This is a genomic window from Streptomyces sp. NBC_00667 (genome assembly GCF_036226825.1).
In the GTDB taxonomy this organism is placed as follows: domain Bacteria; phylum Actinomycetota; class Actinomycetes; order Streptomycetales; family Streptomycetaceae; genus Streptomyces.
Genome location: NZ_CP109022.1, coordinates 4,230,905 through 4,244,377 on the forward strand (window position 1 = coordinate 4,230,905; position 13,473 = coordinate 4,244,377).

Below are 13,473 nucleotides of genomic sequence, written 5' to 3' on the forward strand. Positions count from 1 at the left end.
AGGTGGCCCGCCGGAGGCAGGACGAGGAGGGACGTGCCGTGCGCGTCAGCGCTGGGCGCGGCGGCGGATCAGGAAGGCGGCCCCGATCGCGGCCAGGACGGCTGCCAGCCCGGCGCCGAGGGCCGCCGTGGTGGTGCTGCCGGTGTCCTCGGCGGCGATCTCGGCCCCGGCGGCGACCCCGCCCTGGGGCACGACGGAGGTCTGCGCACCCGTCTGCGGCTTCACGTCGGCCACCGGCTTGACGCTGACCGGGGTGGCCGGCTTGGCGGCGGCCGTGGCGGTGGTGGACGGGGTGGGCTTCGGAGCGGGCTCGTCGGCGCCCCGGTCCTCCGTGACCTTGTAGTCCGGCTTGCAGCCCTTGGGCAGGGCCGGGAAGGAGGTGTGGCCGAGCGGCGTGTCACCGCCCTGGGCCTTCCACTCGAAGGTGGGCGCGGCGCCGCTCGGGTTGACGATGCGGGCGATGATGCCGTCGGACGCGGGCAGCGCGGGGAAGGTGCGGTCCAGGTGGCGCCAGTTGTCGGTGACGTCCGTCCGGATGGTGACCTCCGGGCCCGCGGTGGACATCGACACGTCGGCGAAGAAGGCCCCGCCGAGGGCGACCTGCTTGGCCTCGGTCCCGCACACCGGGCCGGTCCTGCCCTTCGGCAGCGGGTAGGACTTGGCCACCCCGTCCGTGGTGACGACGAGCACCGGGGCGGCCGTGTCCGCCTTGGTGAGCTTGAGCTGCAGCCCGTCGGCCGTCAGGGCCGGGTGCGTGCGGTCCACCACCGCCACCACGCGGACCATGTAGTCGTCGCCCGGCTTCCAGTCCGGGCCCACGGCGCGGATCCAGGCCTCGGGGCCCTCGGCCTTGTTGCGCAGCACCGCGACGAGGCCCTCGCCGATGTAGACCGGCTCGCCCGCGTAGCGGTCGTCGTCCGACACCGATCCGGTTGCCGCGGCCCCGGCGGTGGTCTGCGGGGCGGGCGCGGCGAGCGCCGTCGCGGCCGGCGCGAGCAGGGCGCCGGCGAGGGCGGCGGTGACGATCGAGGTGCGGAGGGCGGAACGCATAACGACTCCAGGAAGCATTGTCGCGGGAAGGTGGGAGAGTCGCATGCCCCTTTTTCTCTACGGGTTCTCTGCCGAGGCTTTCATCCGGTGAGGTCTGGCGGGCTGCTGAAGAGAAATTTACGGATCTTGTGCGACCGGACGGTGGGGTTTGTGTCCGTGCCGTGTAACAGCAAAAGCGGAGGTCAGCGGTCCGCAGGGTGGTCTGCGGCCGGACGCCCGCCGTGCCCGGATGCGGGAGGCCGCGCACAGATGTGCACCGGCGGGGGGTGACATGTCGCTACGCGCGTAGATATGCTCATCTGGTGACCATGCCCACCACCCTCACCGCATTCGCTGACGTGACGACGTCCGACAGTGCGCTGCGCCGCTTCCTGCACGGGCTGCCCGGCGTAGACGCAGTCGGACTGGAGGCCCGCGCGGCCTCCCTCGGCACCCGCTCGATCAAGACGACGGCCAAGGCGTACGCCATCGACCTGGCCATCTCGATGATCGACCTGACCACGCTTGAGGGTGCGGACACCCCGGGCAAGGTGCGGGCGCTCTCCGCCAAGGCCGTCAACCCCGACCCGACCGACCGGACGACGCCCATGACCGCCGCGGTCTGCGTCTACCCGGACATGGTGGCCACCGCCAAGGCCGCCCTGAACGGCGCCGACGTCAAGGTGGCGTCCGTCGCGACCGCCTTCCCGGCCGGCCGCGCCGCCCTGCCCGTCAAGCTCGCGGACACCCGGGACGCCGTCGCCGCCGGCGCCGACGAGATCGACATGGTCATCGACCGTGGCGCCTTCCTCGCCGGCCGCTACCTGGAGACGTACGAGCTGATCAAGGCCGTCAAGGAGGCGTGCGTCCGAGAGGACGGCAGCGCCGCCCGGCTGAAGGTCATCTTCGAGACCGGCGAGCTGTCGACCTACGACAACATCCGCCGCGCCTCCTGGATCGGCATGCTCGCGGGCGCCGACTTCATCAAGACCTCCACCGGCAAGGTCGGCGTCAACGCCACCCCCGCCAACACCCTGCTCATGCTCGAAGCCGTACGCGACTTCAAGGAGCAGACTGGAATCCAGATCGGCGTGAAGCCGGCCGGCGGCATCCGCACCACCAAGGACGCGATCAAGTTCCTGGTCCTGGTCAACGAGACCGTGGGCGAGGACTGGCTGAGCAACCACTGGTTCCGCTTCGGCGCCTCCAGCCTGCTCAACGACCTGCTGATGCAGCGCCAGAAGCTGAGCACCGGGCGTTACTCCGGTCCCGACTACGTGACGGTGGACTGAGACCCTCATGAACAAGCCTTCCCCCTTCGAGTACGCGCCGGCCCCCGAGTCCCGCTCGGTCGTCGACATCGCCCCCTCCTACGGCCTCTTCATCGACGGCGAGTTCACCGACGCCGCCGACGGCAAGGTCTTCAAGACCGTCTCGCCGTCGTCCGAGGAAGTCCTCTCCGAGGTCGCCCAGGCCGGCGCCGCCGATGTCGACCGCGCCGTCAAGGCCGCCCGCAAGGCCTTCGAGAAGTGGTCCGCGCTGCCGGGCTCCGAGCGCGCCAAGTACCTCTTCCGCATCGCCCGGATCATCCAGGAGCGCAGCCGCGAGCTGGCCGTCCTGGAGACCCTGGACAACGGCAAGCCGATCAAGGAGACCCGCGACGCGGACCTCCCCCTGGTCGCCGCGCACTTCTTCTACTACGCGGGCTGGGCCGACAAGCTCGACCACGCCGGCTACGGCGCGAACCCGCGCCCGCTCGGCGTGGCCGGCCAGGTCATCCCGTGGAACTTCCCGCTGCTGATGCTCGCGTGGAAGATCGCCCCCGCGCTCGCCACCGGCAACACGGTCGTCCTCAAGCCCGCCGAGACCACCCCGCTGTCCGCCCTGTTCTTCGCGGACATCTGCCGCCAGGCCGGTCTGCCCAAGGGCGTCGTCAACATCCTCACGGGGTACGGCGACGCGGGCGCGGCCCTCGTCGAGCACCCCGACGTCAACAAGGTCGCCTTCACCGGCTCCACGGCGGTGGGCAAGAAGATCGCCCGCCACGTCGCCGGCACCGACAAGAAGGTCACCCTGGAGCTGGGCGGCAAGGGCGCCAACATCGTCTTCGACGACGCCCCCATCGACCAGGCCGTCGAGGGCATCGTCACCGGCATCTTCTTCAACCAGGGCCAGGTCTGCTGCGCGGGCTCGCGCCTGCTGGTCCAGGAGTCGATCCACGACGAGCTGCTGGACTCCCTCAAGCGCCGCCTCTCGACGCTGCGCCTCGGTGACCCGCTCGACAAGAACACCGACATCGGCGCGATCAACTCCGCCGAGCAGCTGGCCCGGATCACCGCGCTCGCCGACACCGGCGAGGCCGAGGGCGCCGAGCGCTGGTCCCCGGCGTGCGAGCTGCCGTCCTCCGGCTACTGGTTCGCCCCGACGCTGTTCACCAACGTCACCCAGGCGCACACCGTCGCCCGCGACGAGATCTTCGGCCCGGTGCTGTCCGTACTGACCTTCCGTACGCCCGACGAGGCCGTGGCGAAGGCCAACAACAGCCAGTACGGCCTGTCCGCCGGCATCTGGACGGAGAAGGGCTCGCGCATCCTCGCGGTCGCGAACAAGCTCCGCGCGGGTGTGGTGTGGGCCAACACGTTCAACAAGTTCGACCCGACCTCGCCCTTCGGCGGCTACAAGGAGTCGGGCTTCGGCCGCGAGGGCGGTCGCCACGGCCTGGAGGCTTACCTCGATGTCTGAGACGACCACGCGTCTGAACGTCTTCAAGACCTACAAGCTGTACGTCGGGGGCAAGTTCCCCCGCTCCGAGAGCGGCCGGGTGTACGAGGTGACGGACTCCAACGGCAAGTGGCTGGCCAACGCCCCCCTGTCCTCCCGCAAGGACGCCCGTGACGCGGTCGTCGCCGCGCGCAAGGCCTTCGGCGGCTGGGCGGGCGCGACCGCGTACAACCGCGGCCAGATCCTCTACCGCATCGCCGAGATGCTGGAGGGCCGCCGCGGGCAGTTCGTCCACGAGGTCCGCGAGGCGGAGGGCCTGTCCAAGGTGAAGGCCGCCGCCGTCGTGGACGCGGCCATCGACCGCTGGGTCTGGTACGCGGGCTGGACCGACAAGATCGGCCAGGTCGTGGGAGCCGCCAACCCGGTCGCGGGTCCGTTCTTCAACCTGTCCACGCCGGAGCCGACCGGTGTCGTCACCGTCGTCGCCCCGCAGGACTCGTCGTTCCTGGGCCTGGTCTCGGTGATCGCGCCGGTCATCGCCACGGGCAACACGGTCGTGGTGATCGCCTCGGAGAAGTCCCCGCTGCCCGCCCTCTCGCTGGGCGAGGTGCTGGCGACGTCCGACCTGCCCGGCGGCGTGGTCAACATCCTGTCCGGCAAGGCCGCCGAGATGGGCCCGCACCTGGCGTCCCACCAGGACGTCAACGCGATCGACCTGGCGGGCGCCGGCGCGGCGCTTGCCAAGGAGCTGGAGATCGCCGCGGCCGACAACCTCAAGCGCGTCCTGCGTCCACAGCCTGTGGACGACTGGACCGCCGACCCGGGCACGTCGCGCATGACGGCGTTCCTGGAGACCAAGACGGTCTGGCACCCCACGGGTTCGCTGGGCGCGTCCGGCTCCTCGTACTAGGGGCACTCGCGAACCGGCCCCGGCAGCGTCCCCCGCGCTGCCGGGGCCTTCGTGTCACTTCGCTCCGGGCAGCAGCGGGCCGAGGAGCGAGCCCGCGGCGGCGGTGGGCAGTTCACCGACCGAGGGGCCCTGGGTCAGGATGCCGGTGACCATGGTGGTGCCGACCGCCGGGAAGTCCGCGACCTTGGTGCCCACGCCGTTGTCGAGGGGGTCCACGCCGGTGTGGGCGAGCGGGTTCACCTTGAGGTTCGCGATCGGGTCGGTGACGCCGGCCAGGGCCGCCGGGACGGAGAGTTCGCCCGCCTGGGCGCCGCCGGCGGCCATGGCCAGGGCCGCACCGGCCATGGAGAGCGTGATGCCTGCGGAGCGCAGCGTGGAGCTGCCGGGGGCTGCGTGACGTGCCATGGGGATCCCGCCTGAGGTCGTAGTCGCGTGCGCACGCAGCGTAGTTGAGGTGGCGTGCCGGACACCAACCCGCCGGATCCCGGAGCCGCTGAGGTCACTCGTTCGTGGAGACCTCCTCCCCTGACGGACCGGTAGGGCCGTCAGGGCGCGTGGGCCGGAGCTCCCCTTTTGTTTTTTCGTGGGGGAGGACTCAAACTGGTGTCCCGTGAGCTCCTCCTCCCCCCTCCCCACGCGCGTCGTCCTGCTGACCGGGCCCTCGGGCTCCGGCAAGTCCTCGCTCGCGGCCCGCTCGGGCCTGCCCGTGCTGCGCCTGGACGACTTCTACAAGGAGGGCGACGACCCGACGCTGCCGCTGGTGGAGGGCAGCTCCGACATCGACTGGGACTCGCCGCTGTCGTGGGACGCGCAGGCGGCGGTCGCCGCGATCGCGGAACTGTGCGGGGAGGGGCGTACCGAGGTGCCGGTGTACTCCATCGCGACGTCCTCGCGGACGGGGTCGGAGACGCTGGACATCGCCCGGACGCCGCTGTTCATCGCGGAGGGGATCTTCGCGGCCGACATCGTGGCCCGGTGCCAGGAGCTGGGGCTGCTGGCGGACGCGATCTGCCTGCGGGGGCGGCCGTCGACGACGTTCCGCCGGCGGCTGGCGCGGGATCTGCGCGAGGGGCGCAAGTCGGTGCCGTTCCTGCTGCGCAGGGGTTGGCGGCTGATGCGGGCGGAGCGGGGCATCGTGGCCCGGCACACCGCGCTCGGCGCGTACGCCTGCGCCCGCGACGAGGCGCTCGGCCGCCTGGCTGCCTGCGCGGCGGGCCGCCACCGCACGGCAGCCCCCGCCTAACCCCTGGCCGGGGGGTTTGCTCGGCCCCCCTGCGCCACCGCCCGCGTTCTCCTCGCGCCTGCGCCCCCGTGCACTTCACGGCTCCGCCGCGCCGCACCAGCCCCGTCGGCCTTCGGCTTCCCGGTGCCGGGGGCGCAACTCGCAGCCTCGCGGGCGTTTGAGGAGCGGACCGGGCCAACTCCAGCCCCGCTGGGGTTCGGGGCGCCGGGCCGGGCCAACCCAGCCCCACCGGCCTTCGGCTTCCCGGTGCCGGGGGCAAACTTTCAGCCCCACCGGCCTGGCTTCCCGGTGCCGGGGGCGTAACTTTCAGCCTCGCCGGCGTTTGAGGCGCGGGTCCGGGCAGAGCCCGGTGCCCGGCGGAGCCGGGTTTCCTGGGGCTCCGCCCCCGACCCCGCGCCTCAAACGCCGGCGGGGCTGGGGTTGGCCGGGGTTGGCCCGGTGAGGCCCCAGACCCCGCGCCTCAAACGCCGGCGGGGCTGGGGTTGGCCGGGGTCGCCCCGTGAGGCCCGGATCCGCGCCCCGAACGTCGCCGCGCATGCGAAGAGGCGGGATCATGCGGACCCCCGACCGCTTGATCCCGCCTCTTCCCCCCGCGGCCCCCGCCCCACCCCCGTAGGACGGGCCCCCTCGGCCCGATGGTCTTCGTCAGGCGACGAGCTCCCCGAAGGACTCCGCCTCGTCCCGGCCGAAGCTCAGGGCGTCGTCCTCGCGCAGCCGCCGCAGCGACCGCCAGATGCTGGACTTCACCGTGCCGACGCTGATGCCCAGGATCTCCGCGATCTCCGGGTCCGTGCGGCCCTCGTAGTACCGCAGCACCAGCATCGTCCGCTGCGGCTCCGGGATCCGGGCCAGCGCCTGCCACAGCACCGCCCGCAGCTCCGTACCCCGCATCGCGTCCGTGTCCGAGGCCGTCTCCGGCAGCTCCTCCGTCGGGTACTCGTTCAGCTTCCGCCGACGCCACGCGCTGATGTGCAGGTTCGTCATCGTGCGCCGCAGGTACCCGCCGACGGCCGCCTTGTCGCTGATCCGGTCCCACGCCCGGTACGTCGAGAACAGCGCGCTCTGCAGCAGGTCCTCCGCCTCGTACCGGTCGCCGGTGAGGTGGAACGCCGTCGCGTACAGCGCGGCCCGGCGTTCCTGCACGTACGCCGTGAATTCCGCCTCCGAGGCGGAAGGAAGTCGCGGGGCGGGAACCGCCTGGTACGTGTTCGCGTCAATGGCTACAGGATGCGTCGGCCGCTGACGGGCGACCGTCGCCGTACGGACACCCGCCCGGCGGTTCGCATCGTGCAGCCGCGTGACGACCGCGCTGGTCGTGGTGCTGTGCAGCGTGTTCATCTCGCGCCCCCCGTCGTGGAGTCTGCTTCGGTCCGTCTCTGGTAGAAGCCTGCCCCGCCGACTTAACCGCGGTGTCCTGCGACTGTCACAGCCCTGTCACAGCGGCCCGCGTCCGCGTCCCCGTACGACGGACGGTCGAGTCCCGACGGCCGATGGGACAGAATGAGCCCGTGCCTTTCCTGTTGCTGATCGAGGACGACGACGCCATCCGCACGGCCCTCGAACTCTCCCTGTCCCGCCAGGGCCACCGTGTGGCCACCGCGGCGACGGGCGAGGACGGCCTGAAACTGCTGCGCGAGCAGCGGCCGGACCTGATCGTGCTGGACGTGATGCTGCCCGGGATCGACGGCTTCGAGGTGTGCCGGCGGATCCGGCGCACCGACCAGCTGCCGATCATCTTGCTGACCGCGCGCAGCGACGACATCGACGTGGTGGTCGGGCTGGAGTCCGGAGCCGATGACTACGTTGTCAAACCCGTCCAGGGCCGGGTGCTCGACGCCCGGATCCGGGCCGTGCTGCGCCGCGGCGAACGCGAGGCCAGTGACTCCGCCGTGTTCGGGTCCCTGGTCATCGACCGCGCCGCCATGACGGTGACGAAGAACGGCGACGACCTCCAACTCACCCCGACCGAGCTGCGCCTGCTGCTGGAGCTCAGCCGCAGGCCCGGCCAGGCCCTGTCGCGGCAGCAGTTGCTGCGCCTGGTCTGGGAGCACGACTACCTCGGTGACTCGCGCCTCGTCGACGCCTGCGTGCAGCGGCTGCGCGCGAAGGTCGAGGAGGTCCCGTCCTCGCCCACGCTGATCCGTACGGTCCGCGGCGTCGGCTACCGCCTGGACTCCCCGCAGTGACCAAGCAGTTCGTGCGGGGCGTGTTCGCGGGCCGGCGCTGGACCAGTCTGCGGCTGCGGCTCCTCGTCGTGTTCGCCCTCGTCGCGCTGACGGCCGCCGTGTCCGCCTCCGGGATCGCCTACTGGCTCAACCGCGAGGCGGTGCTCACCCGTACCCAGGACGCGGCCCTCGGCGACTTCCGGCAGGAGATGCAGAACCGGGCCGCGGCGCTGCCCGCCGACCCGACCCCCGAGGAGTTGCAGCGCACCGCCGAGCTGATGGCGGGCAGCAGCCCCGGGTACAGCGTGCTGCTGGTGGACGAACTCAAGAACGGCCGCAAGGTGTTCGGCGCGGCCGGCCCCGACTCCTTCGGGCTGGACGACGTACCCGCATCCCTCCAGCACGCAGTGAACGACCGACAGAAGACGACGGCCGCCAACGACGCCGAGTACCACATGTACTGGCAGCGCACGAAGCCGCGCGGCAACCCGTACCTGGTGGGCGGGACACGGATCGTGGGCGGCGGCCCGACGGGTTACATGTACAAGTCGCTCGCGCAGGAACGCGACGACCTCAACGCGCTGGGCTGGTCGCTGACCATCGCGACGGGTCTCGCGCTGCTCGGCTCCGCGCTGCTGGCGCAGGCCGCCGCCCGGACCGTGCTCAAGCCCGTACAACGGCTGGGGGACGCGGCGCGGCGGCTCGGGGAGGGCGAACTGGACCACCGGCTCGACGTGTCGGGGACCGACGAGCTCGCCGACCTGTCGCACACCTTCAACAAGACGGCGGAGGCGCTGGAGAAGAAGGTCGCCGACATGAGCGCCCGGGAGGAGGCCAGTCGGCGCTTCGTCGCGGACATGTCGCACGAACTGCGGACGCCGCTGACGGCGTTGACGGCGGTCGCCGAGGTGCTGGAGGAGGAGGTCGACGACCTCGATCCGATGATCGCACCGGCGGTGGCGCTGGTGGTCAGCGAGACCCGGCGGCTGAACGACCTGGTGGAGAACCTGATGGAGGTCACCCGCTTCGACGCGGGGACGGCGCGCCTCGTACTGGACGACGTGGACGTCGCCGACCAGGTCACGGCCTGCATCGACGCGCGGGCGTGGCTCGACGCCGTGGAACTCGACGCGGAGCGCGGGATCGTGGTGCGGCTGGACCCGCGGCGGCTCGACGTGATCCTGGCCAACCTCATCGGCAACGCGCTCAAGCACGGCGGCTCGCCGGTGCGGGTGTCGGTGCGGGTGGAGGGGGAGTGGCTGCTGATCGCGGTCAAGGACAACGGTCCGGGCATTCCGGAGGAGGTGCTGCCGCACGTCTTCGACCGGTTCTACAAGGCGAGCGCGTCCCGGCCGAAGTCGGACGGGAGCGGGCTGGGCCTGTCCATCGCGAGGGAGAACGCGCACATCCACGGCGGCGACATCACGGCCGCCAACGGCAGCGGGGGCGGGGCGCTGTTCACACTGCGGCTGCCGGTGGACGTGGGGAAGGTGATCGCCGGTGAGGCGTAGGGCGGGGCGCGGCACGGTACGTGGCGCGGTGCGGATGACGGGGCTGCTGCTGGTGGCGGCCGTGACGGCGGTCGGCGCGGGGGGCTGCGGGATCCGGGCGACGACCGTGCCGGTGGACGTGGGCGCGGCGCCGTCGCGGGTGTCGTGCGACACCCCGGCGCAGCCGAGCGGGCAGCAGCCGAGCGGGGTGCCGGGGTTCCGGGCCACGGTGGAGCTGGTGTGCGGGTCGCAGTTGGTGGGCGTGGAACGGGTGGTCCCCGTGCCCGAGAAGCGGCCGGCGCGCGACCCGGTGGTGCTGGCGGCGCAGGCGCTGCTGGAGGCGCTGGAGCGGGAGCCGTCGGCGCAGGAGCGGGACGCCGGATTCACCACCGGGGTGCCGGACGGGCTCTCGGCGGCGCCGACGCGGCCGGGTGACCCGGCGGGGACGGTGCGGCTGAGCCGCAAGCCGGAGGACCTTCCGCCGGTGGCGCTGTCGCAGATCGTGTGCACGCTGGCGGAGAGCGAGGCGGTGTCGGCGGGGCCGGGGCCGGTGGTTCTGGGCGGGCCGGATGCGGATCCGCCGAGGGCGTGGGAGTGCAGTGACGCCGTCCGCTCCAGGCCGGAGTCGGTGCCGACGCTGGGGGACGTGGTGAGACCGACGCCGAGCGCGTCCTGAGGCGGGCCCCACCCGTCCCCGGCCCGGTGGGTGGGTGTCCGGTCCTCGCCGGTGGGACCGTGTGCACGTGGAAGAGCCCCGCCCGGTGGGCGGGGCTCTTCGGGCTGGGCCGTCTCTTCCGGATCGTGCCGGTCAGGCAGGATCCGGACGAGAGGGGCTAGAGGCCCATCGCGGCGGAGAGGTCCTTCTTGACGGCGTCGAGGATCTCCTGGCCGCGGGTGCGGGACGAGGTGAGGTCGGAGGCCTCGGAGACCGGGACCACGACCTCCAGGTAGCACTTGAGCTTCGGCTCCGTGCCCGACGGGCGGACGATCACGCGGGCCCGGTAGTCGCCCTCCAGGTAGTAGCGCAGGCCGTCCGTGGGGGGCAGGGACTGCGTGCCGTGGCTGAGGTCCTCCGCCGAGGTGACCCGCAGGCCCGCCAGGGACACCGGAGGCTGCGCGCGCAGGGCGGCCATGGCGGAGGCGATGACCGACAGGTCCGAGACCCGTACCGACAGCTGGTCGGTGGCGTGCAGGCCGTGGGCCATCGCCAGGTCGTCCAGCAGGTCGCTCAGGGTGCGGCCCTGCTCCTTGAGCTCCGAGGCGAGTTCGGCGATCAGGAGGGCGGCGGTGATGCCGTCCTTGTCGCGGACGCCCTCGGGGTCCACGCAGTAGCCGAGCGCCTCCTCGTAGCCGTAGCGCAGGCCCTCGACGCGGGAGATCCACTTGAAGCCGGTGAGCGTCTCCTCGTAGGGGAGGCCCGCCGCGTCCGCGATCCGGCCCAGGAGGCTGGAGGAGACGATGGACTCGGCGAAGACGCCGCGGGCGCCCTTGTGGACCAGGTGGGCGGCCAGGAGCGCGCCGACCTCGTCGCCGCGGAGCATCCGCCAGGCGCCGTCGTCCGGGACCGCCACCGCGCAGCGGTCGGCGTCCGGGTCGTTGGCGATGACGATGTCCGGGTTCACCTCGGCCGCCTTCGCGAAGGACAGGTCCATCGCGCCCGGCTCCTCCGGGTTGGGGAAGGCGACCGTCGGGAAGGCCGGGTCCGGTTCCGCCTGCTCGGCCACCAGGACCGGGGTGGGGAAGCCGTGCCGGGCGAAGGCGGCCATCACGACGTCCTTGCCGACGCCGTGCATGGCCGTGTAGACGGTCCGCACGCCCCGGGGGGAGCCGGGGGTCAGGACGGCGTCCGTACGCGCCAGGTAGGCCTCCAGGACCTCGTCGCCGAGGTCTTCCCAGCCGGACTCGGGGCGGGGCACGGAGTCGAGGGTGGTGATCCGCTCGATCTCCGCAGCGATCTCGGCGTCCGCCGGGGAGACGATCTGGGAGCCGTCGCCGAGGTAGACCTTGTAGCCGTTGTCCCGGGGCGGGTTGTGGCTCGCGGTCACCTCGACGCCGGCGACGGCGCCCAGGTGCCTTATGGCGTACGCGAGGACGGGCGTCGGCAGGGGGCGGGGCAGGACGGCCGCGCGCAGACCGGCGCCGGTCATGACGGCCGCGGTGTCACGGGCGAAGTCCGCCGACTTGTACCGCGCGTCGTAGCCGACGACGACCAGGCCGCCGGCGTGGCCCTGGGCCTTGAGGTAGGCGGCGAGGCCCGCCGCGGCCCGGATGACCACGGCGCGGTTCATCCGCATCGGGCCCGCGCCCAGCTCGCCGCGGAGTCCGGCGGTGCCGAACTGCAGCATGCCGGAGAAGCGGTCGGCGAGTTCCGCCGTGTCGCCGGCCTCGATGAGCTCGCCCAGTTCGGCCGCCGTCTGCGGGTCCGGGTCCTCGGCCAGCCACGCCCGGGCCCGGGTGATCAGGTCGTCCTGCACTTCCTGCACTACTTCCGCCTTACCTCTCGTACGGTCCTCAGATGCGGGCGAGGACCTGGGTCAGCAGCTTGCCCATGCGCGAGGCCGAGTCACGGCCGGCCTGGAGCACCTCTTCGTGGTTCAGCGGCTCGCCGGACAGGCCCGCCGCCAGGTTGGTGACCAGGGAGATGCCCAGCACCTCGGCGCCGGCCTCACGGGCGGCGATGGCCTCCAGGACGGTGGACATGCCGACCAGGTCCGCGCCCATGACGCGGATCATGTTGATCTCGGCCGGGGTCTCGTAGTGCGGGCCGGGGAACTGGACGTAGACGCCTTCTTCGAGGGTCTCGTCGATCTCCTTGCACAGCGCGCGCAGGCGCGGCGAGTAGAGGTCGGTGAGGTCCACGAAGTTGGCGCCGACGATCGGCGAGGTGGCCGTCAGGTTGAGGTGGTCGCTGATCAGGACCGGCTGGCCGGGCTTCATGCCCTCGCGCAGGCCGCCGCAGCCGTTGGTCAGCACGACGGTCTTGCAGCCGGCGGCGACGGCGGTACGGACGCCGTGGGCGACGGCGGCGACGCCGCGGCCCTCGTAGAAGTGGGTCCGGCCGAGGAAGAGCAGCGCGCGCTTGTCGCCGATCTTGTACGAGCGGATCTTGCCGCCGTGGCCCTCCACGGCGGGCGGCGGGAAGCCGGGCAGCTCGGTGACCGGGAACTCGGCCTCGGGCGCACCGAGCGCCTCTGCGGCGGGGGCCCAGCCGGAGCCCATGACGAGGGCGACATCGTGGGTTTCGGCGCCGGTCAGCTCCCGCAGGCGGGCGGCCGCGGCGGTGGCGTCGGCGAAGGGGTCGGTAACAGATGCGTTCACGCTGACGAGCGTAACCGTTCCTGGCCTACGCGCGTAGATGGCACAGGTCACGGTGTTCGGATCGTTGCCTTGTCGTTTCCGCCGAAATGGCACCTGCCGGGCGGAAGGGCCTCAGCAGGGGCGCTTGCGCAGTTCCATCACGTAGTCGTGCGGCGCGCCCGCCGACTCGGCCGCGTCCGCGATCTCGCCGAGGTAGCGCGCCGAGGGCAGACCGCCCTCGTAGCCGTTCAGGACGTACACCCAGGCGGCCTCCTCGCCGTCCAGGGTGTGCACCCGGATCCGCATCCGGCGGTAGATGTCGAGCCCGACGCCCTCCCACCGGTCCATCGAGTCCTCGTCGAGCGGCGCGATGTCGTACAGCGCCACGAAGACCTGATGGCGCGGCGCTTCGACGATCGTGGCGAGGGCACCCTCCCAGCCCATCTGCTCGCCGCCGAAGGTCAGCCGCCAGTCGTTGATCCAGCCCGTGCCGCGCAGCGGCGAATGCGGAGCGCGGCGCGTCATCAGCCGCGGGTCGAGGTTGCCGGCGTACGCGGCGTAGAGCGACATGAGGTCGAGGGTACGGGAGGGGCGGCCCGGGCGGCGTGCCAGGCGGAT

Annotated in this window: 13 protein-coding genes; 7 read left to right on the plus strand and 6 right to left on the minus strand. The window is 72.3% G+C overall.

What is annotated here, in order from left to right; genetic code table 11:
- Positions 1-45: 45 nt before the first annotated feature.
- A complete protein-coding gene (locus OHA81_RS19765; protein WP_329197735.1) occupies positions 46-1,050 on the minus strand; it encodes a hypothetical protein in 1,005 nt (334 codons plus the stop codon).
- Between the two features lie 308 nt (positions 1,051-1,358).
- Here OHA81_RS19765 and deoC point away from each other — a divergent pair, with 308 nt between their 5' ends.
- Genes deoC through OHA81_RS19780 form a run of 3 tightly spaced genes read left to right on the plus strand, consistent with a single transcriptional unit; the run spans position 1,359 to position 4,660 of the window.
- Positions 1,359-2,321, plus strand: coding sequence for a deoxyribose-phosphate aldolase (gene deoC, locus OHA81_RS19770; RefSeq protein ID WP_329202401.1), 963 nt, complete (start codon positions 1,359-1,361; stop codon positions 2,319-2,321).
- Positions 2,322-2,328: 7 nt separating this feature from the next.
- Positions 2,329-3,771, plus strand: coding sequence for an aldehyde dehydrogenase family protein (locus OHA81_RS19775; RefSeq protein WP_329197737.1), 1,443 nt, complete (start codon positions 2,329-2,331; stop codon positions 3,769-3,771).
- On the plus strand, positions 3,764-4,660 hold the full coding sequence (locus OHA81_RS19780) for an aldehyde dehydrogenase family protein (protein WP_329197740.1): 897 nt from the start codon (positions 3,764-3,766) through the stop codon (positions 4,658-4,660). Before OHA81_RS19775 ends, OHA81_RS19780 begins: the two co-directional genes overlap by 8 nt.
- 54 nt (positions 4,661-4,714) lie before the next feature.
- Here the strand turns inward: OHA81_RS19780 and OHA81_RS19785 are convergent, their stop codons facing one another.
- Positions 4,715-5,065: a hypothetical protein gene (locus OHA81_RS19785; protein WP_329197742.1), complete on the minus strand. Its 351-nt coding sequence runs from the start codon at positions 5,063-5,065 to the stop codon at positions 4,715-4,717.
- A 205-nt stretch (positions 5,066-5,270) separates the two neighbouring features.
- Here OHA81_RS19785 and OHA81_RS19790 point away from each other — a divergent pair, with 205 nt between their 5' ends.
- The gene (locus tag OHA81_RS19790) at positions 5,271-5,903 is read left to right on the plus strand and encodes a uridine kinase family protein (RefSeq protein WP_329197744.1); all 633 of its coding nucleotides are present in this window, start codon (positions 5,271-5,273) and stop codon (positions 5,901-5,903) included.
- Positions 5,904-6,548: 645 nt separating this feature from the next.
- Here OHA81_RS19790 and OHA81_RS19795 read toward each other — a convergent pair.
- Positions 6,549-7,241, minus strand: a complete 693-nt coding sequence (locus tag OHA81_RS19795) for a SigE family RNA polymerase sigma factor (RefSeq protein ID WP_329197746.1) — start codon at positions 7,239-7,241, stop codon at positions 6,549-6,551.
- 170 nt (positions 7,242-7,411) lie between these two features.
- On the opposite strand from OHA81_RS19795, the gene afsQ1 reads away from it, so the two are divergent.
- The 3 genes from afsQ1 to OHA81_RS19810 are packed head-to-tail and all read left to right on the plus strand — an operon-like array spanning position 7,412 to position 10,234.
- Positions 7,412-8,089 carry a two-component system response regulator AfsQ1 gene (gene afsQ1 / locus OHA81_RS19800; RefSeq protein WP_329197748.1) on the plus strand — a complete coding sequence of 226 codons (678 nt, stop codon included), beginning with the start codon at positions 7,412-7,414 and terminating at the stop codon, positions 8,087-8,089.
- Positions 8,086-9,579: a sensor histidine kinase gene (locus tag OHA81_RS19805; protein ID WP_329197749.1), complete on the plus strand. Its 1,494-nt coding sequence runs from the start codon at positions 8,086-8,088 to the stop codon at positions 9,577-9,579. Before afsQ1 ends, OHA81_RS19805 begins: the two co-directional genes overlap by 4 nt.
- Positions 9,569-10,234, plus strand: a complete 666-nt coding sequence (locus OHA81_RS19810; RefSeq protein WP_329197750.1) for a hypothetical protein — start codon at positions 9,569-9,571, stop codon at positions 10,232-10,234. The genes OHA81_RS19805 and OHA81_RS19810 overlap by 11 nt, the downstream gene beginning before the upstream one ends.
- 157 nt (positions 10,235-10,391) lie before the next feature.
- On the opposite strand, the gene OHA81_RS19815 is transcribed toward OHA81_RS19810, so the two are convergent.
- The 3 genes from OHA81_RS19815 to OHA81_RS19825 form a co-directional block, all read right to left on the minus strand.
- A complete protein-coding gene (locus tag OHA81_RS19815) occupies positions 10,392-12,032 on the minus strand; it encodes a phospho-sugar mutase (RefSeq protein ID WP_329202403.1) in 1,641 nt (546 codons plus the stop codon).
- 37 nt (positions 12,033-12,069) lie between these two features.
- Entirely contained in the window at positions 12,070-12,876 is an 807-nt protein-coding gene (locus OHA81_RS19820; RefSeq protein ID WP_329197751.1) for a purine-nucleoside phosphorylase, read from the minus strand.
- 111 nt (positions 12,877-12,987) lie between these two features.
- Entirely contained in the window at positions 12,988-13,425 is a 438-nt protein-coding gene (locus tag OHA81_RS19825; protein WP_030231145.1) for a gamma-glutamylcyclotransferase, read from the minus strand.
- Positions 13,426-13,473 lie beyond the last annotated feature (48 nt).